Source organism: Rhodococcus sp. P4_B6, assembly GCF_056402215.1.
Genome location: NZ_JBFUHV010000067.1, coordinates 25,002 through 44,738, shown reverse-complemented (window position 1 = coordinate 44,738; position 19,737 = coordinate 25,002). Strand labels below are relative to the sequence as shown.

General features: G+C 68.9%; 18 protein-coding genes and 1 riboswitch. Of the genes, 8 read left to right on the top strand and 10 right to left on the bottom strand.

Annotated features, from left to right (window positions below; translation table 11 throughout):
* Positions 1 to 254 (bottom strand): MarR family winged helix-turn-helix transcriptional regulator (locus AC1DWT_RS27405; RefSeq protein WP_477923003.1); only part of this gene is annotated, 254 nt, incomplete at its 3' end.
* 72 nt (positions 255 to 326) lie between these two features.
* A riboswitch (TPP riboswitch) is annotated at positions 327 to 431 on the top strand.
* A 49-nt stretch (positions 432 to 480) separates the two neighbouring features.
* On the opposite strand from AC1DWT_RS27405, the gene AC1DWT_RS27400 reads away from it, so the two are divergent.
* The 3 genes from AC1DWT_RS27400 (at position 481) to AC1DWT_RS27390 (ending at position 4,072) form a co-directional block, all read left to right on the top strand.
* Complete coding sequence (locus tag AC1DWT_RS27400; protein ID WP_095863621.1) at positions 481 to 1,245, top strand: 3-oxoacyl-ACP reductase; 765 nt, start codon at positions 481 to 483, stop codon at positions 1,243 to 1,245.
* Between the two features lies 1 nt (position 1,246).
* Positions 1,247 to 2,542 (top strand): LLM class flavin-dependent oxidoreductase, encoded by a 1,296-nt coding sequence (locus AC1DWT_RS27395; protein WP_095863341.1) that lies wholly within the window; start codon positions 1,247 to 1,249, stop codon positions 2,540 to 2,542.
* A gap of 84 nt (positions 2,543 to 2,626) precedes the next feature.
* The gene (locus tag AC1DWT_RS27390; RefSeq protein ID WP_338051557.1) at positions 2,627 to 4,072 is read left to right on the top strand and encodes a CitMHS family transporter; all 1,446 of its coding nucleotides are present in this window, start codon (positions 2,627 to 2,629) and stop codon (positions 4,070 to 4,072) included.
* A 20-nt stretch (positions 4,073 to 4,092) separates the two neighbouring features.
* On the opposite strand, the gene AC1DWT_RS27385 is transcribed toward AC1DWT_RS27390, so the two are convergent.
* Positions 4,093 to 4,278 (bottom strand): hypothetical protein, encoded by a 186-nt coding sequence (locus AC1DWT_RS27385; RefSeq protein WP_072943097.1) that lies wholly within the window; start codon positions 4,276 to 4,278, stop codon positions 4,093 to 4,095.
* Positions 4,279 to 4,418: 140 nt separating this feature from the next.
* On the opposite strand from AC1DWT_RS27385, the gene AC1DWT_RS27380 reads away from it, so the two are divergent.
* Positions 4,419 to 4,760, top strand: coding sequence for a histone-like nucleoid-structuring protein Lsr2 (locus tag AC1DWT_RS27380; RefSeq protein WP_015888735.1), 342 nt, complete (start codon positions 4,419 to 4,421; stop codon positions 4,758 to 4,760).
* 82 nt (positions 4,761 to 4,842) lie between these two features.
* Here AC1DWT_RS27380 and AC1DWT_RS27375 read toward each other — a convergent pair whose 3' ends face one another.
* Positions 4,843 to 5,247 (bottom strand): C40 family peptidase, encoded by a 405-nt coding sequence (locus AC1DWT_RS27375; protein ID WP_072943098.1) that lies wholly within the window; start codon positions 5,245 to 5,247, stop codon positions 4,843 to 4,845.
* Positions 5,248 to 5,533: 286 nt separating this feature from the next.
* Here AC1DWT_RS27375 and AC1DWT_RS27370 point away from each other — a divergent pair, with 286 nt between their 5' ends.
* A complete protein-coding gene (locus tag AC1DWT_RS27370; protein WP_072943100.1) occupies positions 5,534 to 5,755 on the top strand; it encodes a hypothetical protein in 222 nt (73 codons plus the stop codon).
* On the opposite strand, the gene AC1DWT_RS27365 is transcribed toward AC1DWT_RS27370, so the two are convergent.
* On the bottom strand, positions 5,752 to 8,076 hold the full coding sequence (locus tag AC1DWT_RS27365) for an ATP-binding cassette domain-containing protein (RefSeq protein ID WP_072943102.1): 2,325 nt from the start codon (positions 8,074 to 8,076) through the stop codon (positions 5,752 to 5,754). The two genes, AC1DWT_RS27370 and AC1DWT_RS27365, sit on opposite strands and share 4 nt — an antisense overlap.
* Before the next feature lie 130 nt (positions 8,077 to 8,206).
* Here AC1DWT_RS27365 and AC1DWT_RS27360 point away from each other — a divergent pair, with 130 nt between their 5' ends.
* Together AC1DWT_RS27360 and AC1DWT_RS27355 are read left to right on the top strand one after the other, a co-directional pair.
* Entirely contained in the window at positions 8,207 to 8,971 is a 765-nt protein-coding gene (locus AC1DWT_RS27360; RefSeq protein WP_095863342.1) for an ABC transporter permease, read from the top strand.
* Between the two features lie 102 nt (positions 8,972 to 9,073).
* Entirely contained in the window at positions 9,074 to 10,690 is a 1,617-nt protein-coding gene (locus tag AC1DWT_RS27355; RefSeq protein ID WP_095863343.1) for an FAD-dependent monooxygenase, read from the top strand.
* Here AC1DWT_RS27355 and AC1DWT_RS27350 read toward each other — a convergent pair.
* The 3 genes from AC1DWT_RS27350 to AC1DWT_RS27340 form a co-directional block, all read right to left on the bottom strand.
* The gene (locus tag AC1DWT_RS27350) at positions 10,659 to 12,683 is read right to left on the bottom strand and encodes an APC family permease (RefSeq protein ID WP_095863344.1); all 2,025 of its coding nucleotides are present in this window, start codon (positions 12,681 to 12,683) and stop codon (positions 10,659 to 10,661) included. The genes AC1DWT_RS27355 and AC1DWT_RS27350 overlap by 32 nt on opposite strands.
* 74 nt (positions 12,684 to 12,757) lie before the next feature.
* Positions 12,758 to 14,023, bottom strand: coding sequence for an amidohydrolase (locus tag AC1DWT_RS27345; RefSeq protein WP_477922999.1), 1,266 nt, complete (start codon positions 14,021 to 14,023; stop codon positions 12,758 to 12,760).
* Between the two features lie 28 nt (positions 14,024 to 14,051).
* Positions 14,052 to 15,527 carry an MFS transporter gene (locus tag AC1DWT_RS27340; RefSeq protein ID WP_477922998.1) on the bottom strand — a complete coding sequence of 492 codons (1,476 nt, stop codon included), beginning with the start codon at positions 15,525 to 15,527 and terminating at the stop codon, positions 14,052 to 14,054.
* A gap of 141 nt (positions 15,528 to 15,668) precedes the next feature.
* Between AC1DWT_RS27340 and AC1DWT_RS27335 the strand changes: the two genes are divergently transcribed.
* Entirely contained in the window at positions 15,669 to 16,682 is a 1,014-nt protein-coding gene (locus tag AC1DWT_RS27335) for an Lrp/AsnC family transcriptional regulator (protein WP_072943110.1), read from the top strand.
* Positions 16,683 to 16,702: 20 nt separating this feature from the next.
* On the opposite strand, the gene AC1DWT_RS27330 is transcribed toward AC1DWT_RS27335, so the two are convergent.
* Genes AC1DWT_RS27330 through AC1DWT_RS27320 form a run of 3 tightly spaced genes read right to left on the bottom strand, consistent with a single transcriptional unit; the run spans position 16,703 to position 19,727 of the window.
* On the bottom strand, positions 16,703 to 17,362 hold the full coding sequence (locus AC1DWT_RS27330) for an NAD(P)-dependent oxidoreductase (protein ID WP_095863347.1): 660 nt from the start codon (positions 17,360 to 17,362) through the stop codon (positions 16,703 to 16,705).
* Positions 17,359 to 18,171: an MBL fold metallo-hydrolase gene (locus tag AC1DWT_RS27325; RefSeq protein ID WP_387488997.1), complete on the bottom strand. Its 813-nt coding sequence runs from the start codon at positions 18,169 to 18,171 to the stop codon at positions 17,359 to 17,361. Before AC1DWT_RS27325 ends, AC1DWT_RS27330 begins: the two co-directional genes overlap by 4 nt.
* Positions 18,171 to 19,727, bottom strand: coding sequence for a zinc-binding dehydrogenase (locus AC1DWT_RS27320; RefSeq protein WP_179377644.1), 1,557 nt, complete (start codon positions 19,725 to 19,727; stop codon positions 18,171 to 18,173). The genes AC1DWT_RS27325 and AC1DWT_RS27320 overlap by 1 nt, the downstream gene beginning before the upstream one ends.
* Positions 19,728 to 19,737 lie beyond the last annotated feature (10 nt).

The window sequence follows — 19,737 nt, the reverse complement described above, 5'->3', positions numbered from 1 at the left end:
CGCCTTCGTTCGACCAGGCCCAGCGCGTCGAGCCGCTTGAGCAGTGGCGATAGGGTGCCGGTGTCGAGATCGAGGGCGTCGCAGATCTCACGCACCCCGCGGCCGTCCTGTTCCCAGAGCACCAGCAGCACGAGGTACTGCGGGTAGGTCACTCCCAGCGAGTCGAGCATCGACCGGTATCTCGCCGTCATCGCCCTGGAGGCCGAGTACAGCGCGAAGCACACCTGGCGGTCGAGGGCGAGGTTGTCGGTCACCCATGAATAGTTGCACACAACTAGGTTGTGCACAACCAACAGGTCGATACCGGTGGTTGCCCTACACTGTTGGCCAGTGACACGGGGTGCTGCCCGGCGAAGATCCGGGCGGCTGAGAAGACACCCGTCGAACCTGAACTGGGTAATGCCGGCGAAGGGATGTCGCGGAGACGGCCGTATGCGCTCATCCGATGTCTCGTCGCCGACCGAACGGAAGGTGACAGCAATGCAGCTCGACAAGCAGATCGTCCTGGTGACCGGCGGTGGCCGGGGACTCGGTTCCGCCATCGTGCGCTCGTTCGCGGCGCAGGACGCGCGGGTGGTCGTGAACTACCGCAACAGCCGGGATGCGGCGGAGGAACTCGCGTTATCCCTCGGTGCGGACCGCGCGGTCGCCCTCGGGGCCGACGTCACCGATGCCGCGCAGGTGGCGGCACTGTTCGTCGCCGCGGAAGAGCACTTCGGATCGCCGGTGACCACGGTGATCAACAACGCCCTCGCCGACTTCTCCTTCAACGGCGACGCACGCGAGAAGGCGGACGTCATCACGTGGGAGGCCTTCGACTCGCAATTGCGCGGCAGCGTGCAGGCGACCCTGAACACTACGCAGGCCGCGCTGCCGGGCATGCGCGCGCTCGGGTTCGGCCGCATCGTGAACATCGGGACCAACCTGTTCCAGAATCCCGTCGTCCCGTACCACGACTACACGGCCGCCAAGGCCGCGGCGCTGTCGCTGACCCGCACGCTCGCCGCCGACCTCGGACCCGACGGCATCACCGTCAACATGGTCTCGGGCGGGTTGCTCCGCACCACCGACGCGAGCGCCGCCACCCCCGACGAGGTGTTCGACCTCATCGCGGCGAGCACTCCGCTGCAGCGGGTCACGACCCCGGACGAGTTCGCCGACGCGGTCCTGTTCTTCGCGTCCCCGTGGTCGCGTTCGGTGACCGGCCAGAACCTCGTCGTCGACGGCGGACTGGTCAAGGACTGACATGAGCGACGCCCGGCAACTGCACTTCAACGCGTTCCTGTTCGGCTGCGGGCACCACGGTGCCGCGTGGAGGCACCCCTCCTCGCAGGTGGAGCGGCTCAGCGACATCGCCTACTACGAGGCACTGGCGCAGACCGCGGAGCGGGGCTGCCTCGATGCGGTGTTCTTCGCCGACGGGCATTCGGTGCGCGACCCCGCGTCCGGGGGCATGTGGTTCCTCGAACCGCTCACCGCGCTGTCCGCGATGGCACGGGCAACCGAGCGGGTCGGTCTCGTGACGACCGTGTCCACCACCTTCTACACCCCGTTCCACGCCGCGCGGATGCTGGCGTCGCTCGACCACATCAGCGGCGGCCGCGCCGGCTGGAACGTGGTGACGTCGATGTTCGACGCCGAGGCCCGCAATCACGGTCTCGAGGAGATGCCGCCGCACGACGACCGCTACTCGCGGGCCGCGGAATTCGTCGACGTGGCACTCGCGCTGTGGGATTCGTGGGAGCCCGACGCGCTCGTCCTCGACCGGGAGGGCCTCTTCGCGGATCCGGCCAAGGTGAACCCGATCGGGCATCGGGGCAAGCATTTTCTCGTCGACGGCCCGCTGACCGTGCCGCACTCGCCGCAGGGGCGCCCCGTGCTGTTCCAGGCGGGCGCGTCCGATCAGGGCCGCGACCTGGCCGCCCGGTGCGCCGAGGGCATCTACGCCGTCGCCTACGACCTCACGGCCGCGCAGAGTTACTACGGCGACGTGAAGCGGCGCATCCGCGCCGCGGGCCGCGACGCCGACGCGGTGACCGTGATGCCCGGTCTCGTCACCTACGTCGGCTCGACCACCGAGGAGGCGCGCCGGAAGAAGGCGGAACTCGACGCGCTCCTGCCCGTCGAACAGTCGCTGGCGCAGTTGTCGATGTTCGTCCAGCAGGACTGCAGCGCATGGGAACTGGACGCACCCGTTCCGGCGCTGCCACCGCTCTCGGAGTTCACCGGACCGCAGGGGCGGTACGACACGATCCTGCGGATCATCGAGAAGGACCGTCCTACCGTGCGGTCGCTGCTGGGCACGCTGGCGGCAGGCGGCGGGCATTGCACCATGATCGGCACCCCGGAATCGATCGCCGACGAGATCGAGGTGTGGTTCCGCGGCGGCGGCGCCGACGGCTTCAACCTGATGCCGCCGCTCTACCCGAACGGGCTCGCGGACTTCGTCGACGAGGTCGTCCCCGTCCTGCAGAGGCGTGGGCTGTTCCGCGCGGAGTATGAGACAGCGACCCTGCGCGACCATCTCCGGGGTCGCCGGTAGTTGCCACCACAAAGAACACAACCTTCTCTAAGTACGCAACAGTGACTGTGAGCGTCCCTCCCCCCGACACTGGCTGTTATCGCGATCACATCGCGGTGCAAGCTCGGACGAGGAGTGGCAATGCTGGTAGCACTCGGCTTTCTGATGGTGGCCGTGTTCATGTTCTTGATCATGTCCAAACGGGCCACTCCCGTGGTCGGGCTGATCGCCGTCCCGGTCGCATTCGGCATCGCGGCCGGGGCGGGTCTCGGCATCGGCGACATGATCACCGACGGGATCAAATCGCTGGCCCCGACGGCCGCGTTGCTGTTCTTCGCGATCATCTTCTTCGGGATCATGATCGACGTCGGCCTGTTCGACCCGTTGGTGAAACTCATCCTCCGGCTCGTCCGCAACGACCCCATGCGGCTCGTCGTCGGCACTGCGGTCCTCGCGATGGTGGTGTCGCTGGACGGTGACGGATCCACGACGTTCATCATCGTCACGTCCGCGCTGTTGCCGCTGTACATGAAGCTGAAGGTCAGCCCCGTCGTGCTCACGGTGGTCGCCGGCCTGGCCAACGGCGCGATGAACATCGTCCCGTGGGGTGGGCCGACGGTCCGGGCCGCCTCGGCGCTGGGCATTTCGCCGTCCGACGTGTTCGTCCCGATGATCCCGTCGCTGGTGGTCGGTCTCGTCGTCGTCTTGCTGTTCGCCGTGCAGCTCGGCTACAGCGAACGCCGCCGCATCGGCACACTCGAACTCACCGACGAGCGTCTTCTCGTCTCCGCCGGCTCCGGCCTCCGCCGCTCCGCCTCGGGCTCGGGCTCCGGGGGCAGCGGTGACGCACCCCGGACGGGTGGCGGTTCCGGCGACGCCGGTTCGGACGACGGCCAGGGCTTCGTCGACGGCCTCGACCCCGAGCGGCCCACGCTGCGACCGAAGCTGTTGTGGTTCAACATGCTCGTGACCGTGGCGCTGCTTGTCGTGCTCGTGATGGACGTGCTGCCGATTCCGGTGCTGTTCATGGTGGCCGCGTCGATCGCGCTGACCGTCAACTTCCCGCGGGTCAAGGAACAGCAGGAAGCGATCACCCGGCACTCGTCGAGCATCGTCTCCGTCGTCGCGATGGTGTTCGCCGCGGCCGTGCTCACCGGCGTGTTCCAGGGCACCGGAATGGTCGAGGCGATGGCGCAGTGGCTGCTCGAGATCATCCCCGCCGCGCTCGGACCGCACCTGGCGGTCATCACCGGCATCCTGAGCCTGCCGTTCACGTTCTTCATGAGCAACGACGCCTTCTACTTCGGCGTCATGCCGGTGCTCGCCGAAACGGCGTCCACGTACGGCATCGAGCCGGTCGAGATGGCCCGCGCCTCCATCACCGGCCAGACGTTCCACATGCAGAGCCCCCTCGTCCCGGCCATCCTCCTGCTCGTGACCCTGGCGGGTGTCCCGCTGGCGGACCATCACAAGAAGGTGCTGTGGCGCGCGGCGCTGGTGTCGCTGTCGATGCTGGTGGTCGGTGTGGTCCTCGGGCAGATCCCCTGGTGACCTAGTCGTCCCCCGGTGACCTAGTCGTCGGAGTCGGAGTCGGTGTCGGTGGCGGGCCCCTCGAGGGTTGCGCCACCTTCGCCGCTCCAGTCGGCGCCGGAACCCTTGTCGTCCTCGGCCGGATCGGACATCACGTCTTTGTCCGCGCCGGGGGCGCCGCTGTCGGTGCTCGTGGTCTTCGGTCCGGAATCGTCCTTCGGTGTCATGTCCGACGGATACCCCGACTCCGGGGTGCGCCAATCAGACGCTCGCGGGTCTGCACGTCGAAAGCTCTGTCGGGGATTGGCAGGTGAACAATACTTCGACGTAGTGTTCCCCGGGTTATCGACGATGAAGGAGTGGAACTGTGGCGCGCAAAGTTGTTGTCGAACGCATCGACGACATCGACGGAACTCCGATCAAGAGCGGTAAGGGGGAGACCATTCCGTTCTCAGTCGACGGCGTCGACTACGAGATCGATCTGAAGCTCAAGAACGCCAGGGAATTCCACAAGACTCTCGACTTCTACATCGAGCATGCGACTCGGGTCGGGGGAAGGAAGCGCCGGTCGACCACTGCGGTGGATCCGTCGCAGGGGCGTGGGCAGGCGAAGGAAATCCGGGAATGGGCGACGGCGCAGGGCTATGAGTTGTCCGCGCGCGGACGTATTCCCGCCCAGATCGAGGAAGCGTACAACGCGGCGCACTGAGACCGCGTCGTCGCGGGTGGTCGAACGACGCCCCCAGCCGCCCCCGACCGGGCCGGCTGGGGGCGGTCTTCGGACGCAGCCGTCAGTACCGTCGCGCTGCGTGAAACGACATGGAGTTCAAGGCCACTCGCGTGACCGGTCGTCCCGGGGCGGGGGCGTGGACGACGGTGTCGTTGCCCGCGTAGATCCCGGCATGGCCGCCACCGTAGAAGAGGACGACGTCACCGGGCTGCAGGTCGTCCCGGTCGACGGCGGTTCCGTGCAGGAGTTGCTCGTGGGTGGTGCGCGGAACCGATACGCCCGCCTGTTTGTACGCCCACTGGACGAGGCCGGAGCTGTCGAAGGCGCGGTGGTCGCCGGCGCCGCGGGTGCAGGCGATGCCGATTCTGGTGGTGGCGGCGCGCAGGGCGTGGCGTCCCGGCCGGACCGGATCGGCGCGAAACGTCTGAACCAGGTGAAGTCCGTGGTTTCCGGTGTGGGGGTTCATGCCGTCGGTACTCCAGTGCGCTCGGTGTGGTGTCGCGTCTGCGGGGCGCGCTCTGATTACAGGGTGGCCCCGACACGGGCCGGACGCACCGGCCGAATTACCCGGATATGTGCCTGTCTTCCGTTCATTTGTCGCCGGGTTCGAGGTCCGGCGCCAAAATTATGCGATCTGGTCGGTTTGGTACTCGCGAGTAGTGCATGCCCCCAATTAACGTCGAACAGGTAATGCTTACGCAAAGAGGAGTGGTCCGCTGCGTCCTGTGGGCTGGGATGGAGGAAGGCGGACGATGACGATCCGACAAACCGCGAACTGTGCCCTCGGCGTCGCGCGGCTGGCGTTCGACGCTGGAGCCGCCCTCCTGTCCGTTGCCGTGGCCGTGCCGGTCGCCTTCGTCGCGGGCGAGGCGAGAACGATGGCTCACACGGCGCGCGGCGACATCACGCCGGACCCCGAACATTCGGACCGGGAGCACGTGCACGACCTGGGGACAGTCGTCGAACTGAGCTAGCCGGCACGGCGGGAACCGCGCAGCCGCAGCCGGGCGTAGGTGACGACCCCGAGCACGCAACTGATGAGCACCAGCATGGCGATGCTGAGCAGCCACCACGACGCGGCGTGCTGCCACAGTGTGTCGGGCTCGGTGCCGGTGGCGTTGGTGCGCAGGTCCACCGTCGAGGCGGCGGCCGCGAACCCCCAGCGGGACGGGAAGAGCCACGACAGCTGTTCGAGGACTTTGCGTCCGGTGATGGTGATCAATCCTCCGCACATCACCAGCTGCACCATGATCGTGACCACCAGCATCGGCATCACCTGCTCGTTGGAACGCGCCACCGAAGACAACGCCAAACCGACGAGGACGCAGGAGCAGGTGGTGACGGCGATGTCCACGATCAGTTCGACGGAGCCGGAGGGAATCAGGCTGCCCCGGCCCGGAAAACCCTTGCCCACGAACACGATCACCACCATGATCACCGACTGCACGATCGCGGCGGCGCAGAACACGACGATCTTCGCTGTCAGGTAGGCGGACGGTAGCAGCCCGGCGGCACGTTCGCGGTGATAGATCATGCGCTCGCCGACCAGGTCACGGATGGTCAGTGAGCATCCCATGAAGGCTGCGCCGAGGATCAGCACGACCAGGATCTGGGTGAGTTCGCCGGATTCGTCGAGGCCGGACGGGCCGAACCCGGTGTCGCCGGGCACGAGCACGGCCAGCCCGCCGAGCACGAACGGCAGCAGGGACAGGAAGATCAGGTACCCGCGGTCGGCGCGGATCAGCCGCACCTGGCGGCGGGCGACGGTGCTCAATTGCTTGCGCCGCGAGGTGTGCGCCGGACTGCCGAGAGGTCCCGGCGGGCTCGGGGCCGGCACCTCCACCGACGGGCGGGTGGCGCGGTAGTCGGCGAACACCCCGTCGGGGTCGGCCGCGACCCGGGCGAAGATGTCGGCCCAGTCGGTGCTGCCGAGCGCGGCCCCGACCCGGTCCGGCGGGCCCACGTAGGCGGTCTTGCCGCCCGGTGCGAGGAGCAGCACCTGATCGCACATCTCGAGGTACGACAGCGAATGGGTGACGATGACGACGACGCGGCCCGAGTCGGCCAGCCGGCGCAACGTCGCCATGATCTGCCGGTCGAGCGCGGGGTCGAGGCCCGACGTCGGTTCGTCGAGGATCAGCAGGGACGGGCCGGTGAGCAACTCCATCGCGACGGACGCGCGTTTGCGTTGTCCGCCGGACAGCCGGTCGACTCTCGTGTCGGCGTGTTCGGACAGTTGCAGTTCGTCGAGGACCGTCGCGATCACCTCCTCGCGGTCCTCTCGGCTGGTGTCCGGCGGCAGTCTCAGCTCCGCCGCGTAGCCGAGTGCCTGACGGATGGTCAACTGGCGGTGCACGACGTCGTCCTGGGGGACCATCCCGATGCGGGAGCGCAGCACCTGGTATTCGGCGTGCACGCTGCGTCCCTCGAACTCGACCACGCCTTCCGTCGGACGTTCCGAACCGGAGATGATGGTGGCCACCGTCGTCTTACCCGCGCCGGAGGGGCCGATCACCGCGGTGAGACTGCCAGGCTGGGCAGTGAACGTGACGTCCTCGAGCAGGCGCCGCCCGCCTTCGATGGTGAGTCCGACGCCGTCCACGCGCAGACCACCCGCGGTCGGGGCCACCACCCGCCGGGGAACGAGTCGCCCTTCCCGGACGCCGAAATCGGTGTTGCCGATCGTGACGACGTCGCCGTCGGTCAAGTGCGCGCGCGACACCCGGGCGCCGCCGACGAACGTTCCGTTGACGCTCCCCAGGTCGTCGATCTCGAGGCCGGACGGCACGTGGTGGACGATGGCGTGATGGCGTGAGGCCAGCACGTCCCGGACGACGATGTCGTTGTCGGGTGACCGCCCCACCGTGAGTGATCCCGCCGGAGTCTCCTCGTGCGGTGCCTCGGCCGGGGGGCGGGGTGTCCCGACGCTGATCGTCGACTCGTCCCATCGGGCGCCCACGTCCTGTCGCGTCGCGTCCGGATCCTCGACCGAGAGCCGCACGACCGGACCCTCGGTCGCATCACCCAGGCGGACGCGGACGGGACTCGTGACGGGGACGTTCTCGCGGCGCTCACCGTCGACGTAGATCCCGTTCTTGCTGCCGGAGTCGACGAGCTGCCAGCCGTCGTCCCAGGTGAGCTGCGCATGTTCGCGCGACACCACGGGGTCGACGATCGTGACCTCCAGCTGCGGATCCCGGCCGATGCGTACGGTTTTGCCCGCGCTGTGGCTCGTGCGGCCGTGTTGGGTCTCGACCACGACCCGCGGGTGAGCTGTGTTCGCCCGGTCGTCCATCGCCACGGCCTCCGGTCAGCGTCATCGGGCGTAGAGCGTCGACTCCTCCATGGTCGCACGCACTCCCCCGGCCGCGTGGGCAGAACGGGTACTCCCGAACCGGGGCCGCGAGTGAGGAACACTGGGCCGGGTGAGTACGTCCCTGGCGAATCCCGGTGTCGGACTGGCCGTGCTGTGCACGGTGATGGTCGTGTGCGCGGCCGTGGTCTACCGCTTCACTCGACTCGGTAGTCCACTGGTCGTGCCCGCCGCGGCGATCCGGGGCGCCGCCCAGCTCGCCGCGGTGTCCCTGATCCTGGCCGCCGCTCTCGCTCAGCTCTGGTCCTCGGTCCTCGTGCTGGTCGTCATGTTCGCGGCGGCGGTGGCGACGTCCGCTCGGCGCGCGAAGGCCGGGCGGTCCGCCTGGTGGCTGGCGCTGGCGCTCGCGGCGGGAGTGGGCACCGTTCTGCCGTTGATGCTGGTGAGCGGGGTGGTTCCGCTCGAGGGTGTCGCTCTCGTTCCGGTCGGCGGGATCGTGCTCGGCGGCGCGATGACGGCCACCTCCCTCGCGGCGCGGCGCGGGCTCGACGCGGTCGAACAGCGGTGGGGTGAGGTGGAGGCGGGGCTCAGTCTCGGACTCAGCGTCCGCGACGCCCGCCTGGAAGTGGTCCGGTCCGCCGCCTCGGACGCGTTGCTTCCGGGGCTGGACCAGACCCGGACCGTCGGGCTGGTCACCCTGCCCGGGGCGTTCGTCGGGGTGCTGCTCGCGAGCGGGTCCGCCGTTCAGGCCGGCGCCGTCCAGATCCTCGTACTGGTGGGGCTGCTGCTCGCGCAGACCTGCGCGGTGGCCGTGACGATCGAACTGGTGGCCAGGGAGGCCGTCCGCCGGCCGCGAGCGCACGCCGTGCCCACCTGAAATCTCCGGCTACTGCCTCTGTCTGGCCCGAACGCCGGTCGATCCCGTGGCCGGTCCCGCATACTGGGCGGTGGTCGGTCCCTGCTGACGAGGTGGTGTCGTGTGGTGCATCCCGAGGTATTGGTGGTCGGAGCGGGTCCCGTCGGTCTGACGGCGGCGATCGAACTGCGCAGGCGCGGCGTCGCCTGCCGCATCATCGATCCGCTGCTCGAGCCCCCGCAGTACGCGAAGGCGGTGGGAATCCAGCCGCGCACCCTCGAGGTGTTCGAGAGCATGGGTGTGCTGCGGAACATCCTGGACGCATCGATCGAGATGCTCGGACAAATCGTGTACGTCAACGGCGACGAGGTCGCCCGGCTGGACCTGTCGCTCCCGGCGGACATCCCGTTCGAATTCATCGGGCTGCCCCAGTACGCGACTGAACGCATCCTCACCGGTCACCTGGCCACGTTCGGCACCACGATCGAACGCGGAACCAGGTTGACGGCGTTCGAGCAGGACGACGACGGCGTCGTCGCCACGGTCACCGGGGCGGACGGCGACGAAACCGTCCGAACCCAGTACCTTTTCGGCTGCGACGGCGCCCACAGCGTGGTCCGCAAGGGGCTCGGCCTCACCTTCGAGGGCGGCGCGTTCGTCGAGCAGTACATGCTCGGCGACGTCGAGGTCGACTGGGCGATGCCGCGCGGCTACGGAATCCGGTCGATGCATCAGACGGACGGCGAGACCGACGACCTGCTCGTGTGCATTCCGCTGCCCGGGCGCCGCCGCTACCGGATGTCGATGCTGGTGCCCAGCGATCTCGCCGGCACCGGAACTCCCGCGGCCGACAAGATCGCGCACGGATTCGAGGCCGGACCGGCACCCGAGCTGAGCCACATCCAGGCCGTGCTCGACCGGCTGTCGCCCCAGCCGACCCGGGCGTCGAACCTTCGCTGGTCCTCTATCTTCCGGATCAGCCACCGCATCGTCGACTCGTACGGGCGCGGCCGGGTGTTCGTCGCGGGCGACGCGGCGCACATTCATCCGCCGACCGGTGCGCAGGGCATGAACACCGGCATCCAGGACGCCCACAACCTGGCGTGGAAGGTCGCGCTGGCGGTGTCCGGTGCCGCGGCCCCCGATCTGCTGGACAGCTACGACGCCGAACGGCGGCCCGTCGGGGAGGAGGTGGTGGGACGCACCGTGCGCAGCGCCCGGGAGGGGATCGGGGCGGGGTCGTCGGATCCCGATTACGTGATCCGCCGTGAGGCGCAACTCCTCATCAGCTATGCGGACAGTGCGATCGTCGGCGAACCGGCGTCGAATGCGGGCCTTGCGCCCGGCAGCCGGGCGCCGGACGCCCGCGGGCTGACCCGCACCACGGTCGCGTTTCCCCTCCGGCTGTTCACGCTCCTCGCGGGACCGAACCACACGCTGCTGCTGTACGCCGACGACTCGGTCGACGCGCGCGGGCTCGAACTGCTCGAGGCCGCCGCGACGTCGGTGGACGCGGCGACCGGCGGACTCGTCGACACGTACCTCGTCGCGTCGCCTGCCGCCGAGGTCGGGGAAACGGTGTTGCCGCTGATCCGGGACCGCGACGGCGAGTTCGCCCGCGCCTACGGTGCCGAGGGTGCCGCCGCGTTCGTCATCCGTCCGGACGGCTATCTGGGATTCCGGCAGAGTCCGGTCGCCGTCGACGGTCTCACCGGGTATCTGAAGCCGACTTTCCGCTGAGTTCGACGGTGGTGGGCAGGCCGCGCCGGATGTCACCCGGCGCGGGCTTGCCGAGCGGTGCCCCGGCCCGGGTCGCCGAATCGAGCAGCCACGGCACGCTCGTGACCATCACCCCGGACGTGAACAGCAACCGGCCCTTGAGGCGCAGCGCATTCTGGTTGTGCAGCAGGTGTTCCCACCAGTGACCCACCACGTACTCGGGGATGAAGATGGTGACGACTCCGCCGGGAATCCGTTTCCGGACGGATTTCACATATCCCACGATGGGGCCGGTGACTTCCCGGTAGGGCGATTCGAGGACCTTCAGCGGCACCGGAATCTCGTATTTGTCCCACTCCCGCTGCAGTTTCGTGGTGTCGGCGCCCAGTACGGTGACGGCTTCCAGGGTCGTCGGATGGGTGGCGCGGGCGTACGCCAGGGCGCGGGCGGTGGGCTTGTTGAGCACGGACACCAGCACGATGGTGTGCACATCGGAGGGGAGGGTGAAGCTGTCCTCGTCGACGACGAGGAGTGCCGCGATCCGGTCGTAGTGCCGCCGCACCCCGCGCATCAGGAAGAACAGGATCGGCATCGCGATGACCACCAGGTAGGCGCCCTGGGTGAACTTCGTGATCGTGACGATGACCAGGACGGTGCCGGTGAGGATTGCGCCGGAGCCGTTGAGCGCCCGCCTGCCGTGGATGCGTCGCCGTTCGCGGGAGTCGGATTCGGTTGCCAGCACACCGTTCCAGTGCCGGACCATGCCCGCCTGGCTGAGGGTGAAGGACGTGAACACACCGAGGATGTACAGCTGGATGAGGTGGGTGACGGACGCGTGGAACAGGACGATCAGTCCGCCCGCCGTCACCGCGAGGAGCACGATGCCGTTGCTGAACGCCAACCGGTCGCCGCGGGTGTTGAGCTGGACGGGAAGGTAACGGTCGCGGCCGAGCACCGACGCGAGCAGGGGGAAGCCGTTGTATGCGGTGTTCGCGGCGAGCACGAGGATCAGCACGGTCGCGGCCTGCACGTAGAAGAAGCCGAAGTTGGTGGTGCCGCCGAACACCGCGGCCGCGATCTGGGCGATGACGGTGCGCTGCGGGTCGGTCTCGCAGTTTCCGGCGAACCCGATCAGATCGCACGGGTTCACCGCGACGTGCACCTTGGTGACGATGGCCAGCGCGGTGATTCCCGCGAACATCACGATCGCCGTCGCCGCCATCGCCATGAGGGTCTTCGCGGCGTTGGCGCTCTTCGGTTTACGGAACGCGGGCACCCCGTTGGAGATGGCCTCGACCCCCGTCAGCGCGGTACATCCGGACGAGAACGCGCGCAGCGCGAAGAACACGAGGGCCAGACCGGTCAGCCCGGACAGTTCCGGTTCGATGGTGTAGCCGGCACTTTCGGCGACGGGCGTCGAACCGGCCGCGACGCGGATGAACCCCGTCACGATCAGGATCATCACACCGGCGATGAACCCGTACGTCGGGAAGGCGAACGTGGTCCCCGATTCGCGGATCCCGCGCAGGTTCATCACCGTCAGCAGCACCACGAACGCCACGGCCAGCGTCACCCGGTGCGTGTTCAGCGCGGGCACCGCCGAGATCAGATTGTCGACGCCCGCCGAGACCGACACCGCCACCGTCATCACGTAATCGATGAGCAGCGCGGACGCCACCGTCAGGCCCGCGGACGGGCCGAGATTCTTGGTGGCCACCTCGTACGAGCCGCCCCCGCTGGGATAGGCGTACACCACCTGGCGGTACGACAGGGCGACGACGGCGAGAAGCACCACCACCCCGACCGCCAGATACGGTGTCAGATAGAAGTACGCGAGACCGCCCAGGGACAAGATCAGCAGGATCTCTTGCGTCGCATACGCGACGGACGACAGCGGGTCGGACGCGAAGATCGGCAGCGCCAGACGCTTGGTCAGCAACTGCTCCCCGAGATCGTCACTGCGCAGCGGGCGTCCCAGAGCCAGCCGCCGGACCGCTCGAACGAGAGCCACCACCAGTTCAGCGTAGAACCGCGGCGGGGTGCAGCGCGGGTTTTCGCTCTCAGGCCGCGCCGCACCCCGCCGGAGGGTTACACGTACGCAGGCCGGCGTGTGGCGCCGGGGGCCCGGGTGCGCTGGCGCCCCAGAACCTCGGCCCGCGCCTCGTCGTCGGTGGCGAGGTCGACGATCGCCGCGGCCAGGGCGTAGGCCCCGTCGACGATGGCGTCGTCGGCGCCCGGCGAGATCGCGTCGGCCGCGAACGCGGCTGTGTGCGGCGCGGCCGTCGAACCCATCACTCCGATCAACGGGTGGATCGACGGGAGGGCCTGGGAGACGTTGCCCATGTCGGTCGATCCGCCGCCGAGTACGCCGCCGTCCCGTGGTGTCATCACCCGGCCCCGATGCCCGAGGGCCGCGTCGAAACGGTCGGCGAGGAACGGGTGCTGGACGAGAGGCTCGTAGATCGGGTCGACAGGGGTGACGGCGTAGTTGCATCCGGTGGCCGTCGCGGCGCCGTCCACGCAGGCGAGCACCTTCTTCTTCAGTTCGGCGGTCTCCGCGAGGTCGAACGATCGCACCTCGGCCTCGACGACCGCGGTCGCCGGAATGATGTTGGAGACGTCGCCACCGGACAGCGTGACGGCGCTGACGCGCACGGTGTCGGGCAGGTGCTGCCGCAGCAGCCCCACCGCCACCTGCATCACCGTCGCTGCGTCGCCCGCGTTGATCCCGACGCTCGGTGCGGCGGCCGCGTGCGACGCCCGCCCGGTGAACTCGACCCGGAACCGGTCGCGGGACTGCGACGTGCTCCCCGCCGTGGGCACGACGATGCCGGGACCGGGGTGGACCATCAGCGACACCGTCGCGTCCTCCCAGGCGCCGGMTTCGAGCATGTGGGCCTTGCCCGCACCCTTCTCCTCGGCCGGCGTCCCGAGAAGCTTGACCCGGATGCCGAGTTCGTCCGCCACCCGGGACAACGCGATCGCCGCCCCCGCCCCGGCAGTCGCGATGATGTTGTGGCCGCACGCGTGCCCGATGCCGGGGAGGGCGTCGTACTCGGCGCACACCACGACCGTCAGCTCACCGTTGCCGTACACGGCCTCGAGAGCGGTGTCCTGCCCCCACACACCCACTTCCACCGCGAAACCGGCATCGCGGAGCAGGTCGGCGACGAGCGCCGCCGAACGATGTTCCTCGAACGCGAGTTCCGGATGGGCGTGCAGGTCGTGGCTCGTGGCGACGAGGCGGTCGCGCCATTCGAGGACGGTGTCCTCCACGCGTCGCTTCAACTCCTCGGCTGGTGCGTTCGGGCCGCCGGAGACGTCGATGTCGCCGGCAATTGCGGTGTCGGTCATGAACTTTCCTTTCTGGAGGGAACGGTAATCACGCCTCGGCGGGCGCGACGGCAGTGACGGTGGGCGCAGTGCGGTCGGCGGCGGGTCCTCGGGTCACCACCGCAAGGCCGGCGACGGCGAGCGAGAGCAGCCCGCAGATCACCCACACGGCTTGGTACCCCGCCTCACTCGTGATCACGGAACCGCCGTCGAGCGTCGCGGTGAACCCGGACATCACCGCCGTGAAGCTGGCGCCGGCGATGGCACCGGCGACGGTGCGGGCACTGTTGTAGAGGCCCGATGCGATGCCGACCGAGTCCCGCGGCGCCCGTGCCACCACCACGTTGGGGAGCGCGGAGATGATGATGCCGTTGCCGAGACCGGACACGACGAGCCACACGAGGACGCTGACGGTGTCCGAGTGCAGCACCGTGAGCAGGGCGTACCCCAGTGCGGCGGTGACAGCGCCGACGATGACGGCCGTGATATCGCCGACCCGCGCACCGAGCCGCGGTCCGGCGAACGTGCCGGCGAACGCCGCGATCGACGCGAACACGAGGACCAGCCCGATCAGCGACGACGACAAGCCGAGCCCGAATCCGGCCGCTGCCGGGTCGGTGCCGACGAAGAGCGCGATCGGGGTCTGGCTGCCGAACAACTGGGCACCGAACAGGGCCGCGAGCAGGATCGGCAGCCCGACACCGGCACGGCCGGAGAGCATCGCGAAATCCACCAGCGGCGAGGACACCCGCCGCTCGAGCACCACCCACAGGGCGAGAAGCGTGCCGCCGAGCAGGAGCCCGCCCAGCACCGGCCCCGACGTCCACCCGAACCTGTTGCCCGTGCTGATCGCGAACAACGCGAACGCCAGTCCCGCCCCCAGGAGAATCGCCCCGGCCCAGTCGAGGCGGCCCGACGTGCGCGCCGTCGTTTCGGGGACGAAGAACACCACGACGACGAGCGCGATCGCCATGAGCGCCGCCGGAACGAGAAGCAGCACAGTGAGATTCAGGAACGATGCGAGGACCCCGGACAGGACCACGCCGACGCTGGCGCCGAGCGTGAGCCCGYCGACCAGCAAACCGATCGCTTTCCCGGACTGCTCCCCGGCGCGCTCACGCACGATCGCGAACTCGAGCGGCAGGAACGCCGCGAGTGCGCCGGTGATCGCCCGGCCCAGGATGAAGATGCCGTACGTCGGGGCGAGCGCCGACACGACACTGCCGACCGTGACCATCGCCGTCGCGACGACGAGCATTCGCTTGTGTCCGTACTGGTCGCCCATCTTGGCGAGCACCGGCACGAGGACCGCGGTCGCGAGCAGATAACTCGTTTGCACCCAGTTCAGGTCGGCGGGACCGACCGAGTACTTCTCACCGATCGCCGAGAGGACCGGACTGAACCAGGCCTGGAGGAATCCGCTCGACAGTTCCATGGCGAAGAGGAACCCGACGAAGCCGGCCGCGGCGCCGAGACGCCGGTCGGAACCGGAGCCGGTGGGGATGGGGGATCGGAGTGCTCCCATGTGTGACCTCCAATGGTGCAGGTCGCCCCGAGAGGCGACATGACAATATGAGCGAAACGACAGAGTTGATGCGTCCGAGTGTCGGGTGAGTGAGTTTCTGCGGTGTAAATGCGCAGAAGTTGACGCTGAAGAGGTGCTGATATGCAGGAGAAGACGCCCACGGAGGACGAACTTCGACTTATCCACGCGTTGCAGGTGTGGCCGCGGGTGCCGTGGTCGCAACTCGGGCCGATCCTCGGGGCCGACCCGGTGACTCTCGCGCGACGGTGGTCCGGGCTGAGCGAACGGGGCATGGCCTGGGTGACGGCCCAGCCGCCGATGTCCGATGCCGCGCGCGGCGCGATCGTCGAGGTCGAGTGCGTTGCCGGGTCGATCGACGCGGTGATCACCGAGTTGTCCCAGGACACCGAGTGCATGTCCGTCGACGTCGCCTCGGGTGGTCGCGACCTGATCCTCACCGTCGGCTGCCCCGACCCGACAGCGTTCAACCGGTACGTCGTGTCCCGCGTCGCGGGCATCCCCGACGTCCGCACCGTCCGCACGCACCCGGTGATCACCGCGATCTCCGGGGCATCGCAGTGGCGTCTGCGCGCCCTCGACGCCGACGAGTCGAGCGCGATCGACGCTGCCCGGCGCCGGGACGACGCCCGGCTCTCGGCGATGTTCGCCCGTCCGCCGGTCGCCGAACGCGACATCATCTCCATCCTGTCCCGCGACGGTCGTGCGAACACACGGACTGTCGCGGAGGCCCTCGGGACCTCCACACGGCGGGCGCGCGAACGGCTGAGCGCGACACTCGCGTCGGGCGCTTTCGAATTCCGCACGGACATGCCGCGCTGGGCCTCGGGGTATCCCGTCTGCGCGTGGTACTTCCTCCGCGTTCCCGCCGCCCAGATGGCCAGGGTCGGCGCCAACCTGAGCGGGCTGCCCGCGGTGCGGACGGTGTTGTCGGTGGCCGGGCCTGCCAATCTTCTGGTGTCGGTGTGGTTGCGTGGACTCTCCGACGTCGAAGGGCTCGAAGCCGTCGTCGAGCAGAAACTGCCCGCGGTCCGCATCCTCGACCGGTGCCTCGTTCTCGGCGTCCGCAAACGCATGGGCCGGGTGTTCGACGAGGACGAACTGCCCATGCAGATCGTGCCGTGGTCGGGGGACTAGCAGGAACGGCGTTCGTCCGGTCAGCCCGATATGGTGCCAGGAGCGGACACGAGCAGCCGTTCCCCGGTGGTGGCGCCGCTCTCGGCGGCGTCGAGGATGGCAGCGGCGACGGTGGCGCGGGAGACCTTGGGCAGGCCCGACACTTTTCTGACTGTCGACATGGGCCGGACGGTGGCATGGGGGTTGAGCGGTCCGTCGTCGAGGATGACCGGAAGCACGCGAGTGACGTCCAGGCCGGCAGCGGCCAAGGCGGTTTCGGAGATTTCCTTGTCCCGGTACGCGGAGGCGACCAGTGTCTTGTAAGCGAACCGGGCCAGGGGTGAGGCGGTGCGCGCGGTGTCACCGACGCCGTAGGCCGACAGCAGTATCAGCCGGTCGATGTGGGCGTCGCGCATGGCGGAGGTGATGAGCGGCAGGTTGTCCTGCATCACCGTGACGCCGAACATGCCGGCCAGTCCGGCCTTCGGGCCGATCGTGCACAGGACGGCGTCCGCGCCGGACAGTGCCGCTGCGAGCGCGTCGCGGTCGTCGAGGTGGCCGCCGACGATGGTGAGTCCGGGTCGCGGGGTCAGGGCGTCGGGGCGGCGGCAGTAGGCCACGACGTGATGGCCGCGGTCGATTGCTTGGTCGATGATCTGGAGTCCGGTGCCGCCGGTGGCGCCGATCAGTGCGAGCTTCATGGGGAAGGGTCCTTTCGGTTGCGTCGCTGCGCCTCGCGCAGCAAGTGCGGGTCGTGGGCGTTGACGAGCAGCAGGTCGGGTTCGGCCGTGGCCCACAGTTCGGTGAGCCGCTGATGGTTGGCCTTGACCTTGTCCCAGTCGTGGGCGATGAGGCGTTCCATCGCGCGTAGCCCCTTGGGCGCCTTGGTGGTGCCGTCGATCTGGCCGTGGTGGTAGAAGGAGTCGCCGGCGTGGAGGATCCACCGGTCGCCTGCGTCGACGGCGACCGCTGCGTGGCCGCGGCTGTGGCCGGGCAGGTTGATCAGGACGATGCCGGGGGCGATGCCGGTGAGTTCCTGGGCGCCGGGGAAGCCGCGCCAGGCCTCCGATGCGGAGGGGGTGTGTTCGACGAGTACGGGGTGGTGGTCTCGCTCGCCGGGTAGGTATCGCTGCTTTTCCGTCACGCCCCGGGGGTGCAGTGCCGCGAATGCTTCGGCGGCGGTCAGGTGAATCCGTGCCCACGGGAAGTCGGCCAGGCCGCCGACGTGATCGGCGTCGAAGTGGGTGAGCACGATGTGCCGCACGTCCTCCGGATCGAATCCGAGTCGGGTGATCTGGCGGCAGGCGCTCTCGTCGGGATCGTAGGCGGGCCGGACGTAGAACCTGGCCGGGCCGAACCGGTTCGCGCGGTCGTGGGGATCGCGCAGGCCGAGGCCGGAGTCGACGAGGACGAGGCCGGCGTCGGTCTCGAGGAGCAGGACATGACACACCAGCCCGTCCGGTGTCCCGGGCGGTCGCATGGTGCCGCAGTTGAGGTGGTGGACCCGCATCAGCCGGCCGCAAGCATTGCGGGGTCGATGACCTGCACCGGATGTGTCCCGTCCCAGTTCTCGGCGGCCAGCTTCACGTACTCGAAGAGCTGCGCCTTGGCGCCGCCGAGGTCCGAGATCTCGATGCAGGTGCCGGGGTGGTGTTCGGTCTGCAGGTACGCGAAGCGTCCGGTGGGGCCGCCGAGTTGTCCTTCCTGGCCGACGGCGAATCCTGCGGCGAGTGCCCGGTCGTACAGGTCCTGGTAGTCGGTGGACCAGTAGGCGAAATGTTGCAGACCCTCGTTGCCCGCGTGCAGGAAGTCCCGGTACATCGACGGTTCGTCGTTGACGGGGGTGATGATCTCGATCTGGATGTTGCCGCTGTTGGCGACCGCGACATCCATTGCCATCCCGGAGGGTCGGCCTCGGTAGGTGAAGTTCTCGGGTTGCACGTTGCGCAGCAGGAACCACGGCCCGATGCCGCACTTGACGAAACCCTCGATGGAGGCGTCGATGTCGTGGACGACGTACCCGAGCTGGGTGATGCTGCCGAAGAAGTTGGCGACGGGCGCGCGGTGGTCGGGCTCCTCGGCGGGGCCGTCGGCGAACGACAGCAGGATCTTGCCGAGCGCCTCGTTGGAGCGCAGTCGCTCGGCGGCGTCGATGGCCCGCTCGAACGGGAAGATCTTGTCGATCCGGGGCTGGATGCGGCCCGCGGCGACGGCGGGGAGGACGGCGGCGTGTAGTGCGCCGCAGACCTCGCCGAGTTCGTCGGGGGTGCGCACGCTGAAGGTGGTGCCGATGAGGCGCTGCCGCCGGAACGCCAGCTGGTCGAGGTCGAGGCTGGTGCCGGGGCCGGCGAGGCGGCCGATGTTGACGATGGTGCCGCCGATCCGGGTGGCGGCGGGGAGGTGGGCGAAGAGTTCGCCACCGATGTGGTCGAGGGTGACGTCGACTCCCCGACCGCCGGTCGCGGCGAGGACGGCGGCGGGCAGGTCTTCGGTGGTGGTGTCGATCGTGACGTCGGCGCCGGCGTCGATCAGGGCCGGCCGCTTGTCGGCGCTGGTGGTGGTCGCGATGACCGTGCCCGCGCCGAGTGCCTTGGCCAGCGCAATGGAGATGAGGCCGATGGAGGTGGTGCCGCCGACGATCAGGACGCTGTTGCCGGAGGTGAATCCGGCTTGGGTGAGCGCGTCGTTCTCGGTGGCCAGGGCGACGGGCAGGGTCGCGGCTTCCTCGAACGACATGCTCTCGGGAATCGGCAGGACCATGCGCGGGTCGCACAGTGCGTAGTCGGCGAACGCGCCCATGGTCACGCCCATGACCCGGGTGCCGACCGGGTACTGCGGGGCCAGCGGGCTCGAGGTCTCCACGACGCCGGCGAACTCCATACCTGCGGGGTAGACGTCGCCGGGTTTGAGGTTCGGGCTGTAGGTGCCCTCGAGCATGTAGAGGTCGGCCCGGTTGAGGGCCGCGGCGATGACCCGCACGCGCAGGGCGCCGAGTTTCATGGCAGGTATCGCGGTGTCGTCCTTGGCGACCCAGTCCGGTTCGAGGCCGCCGATGAGAGCACGCATGATGGTTTCT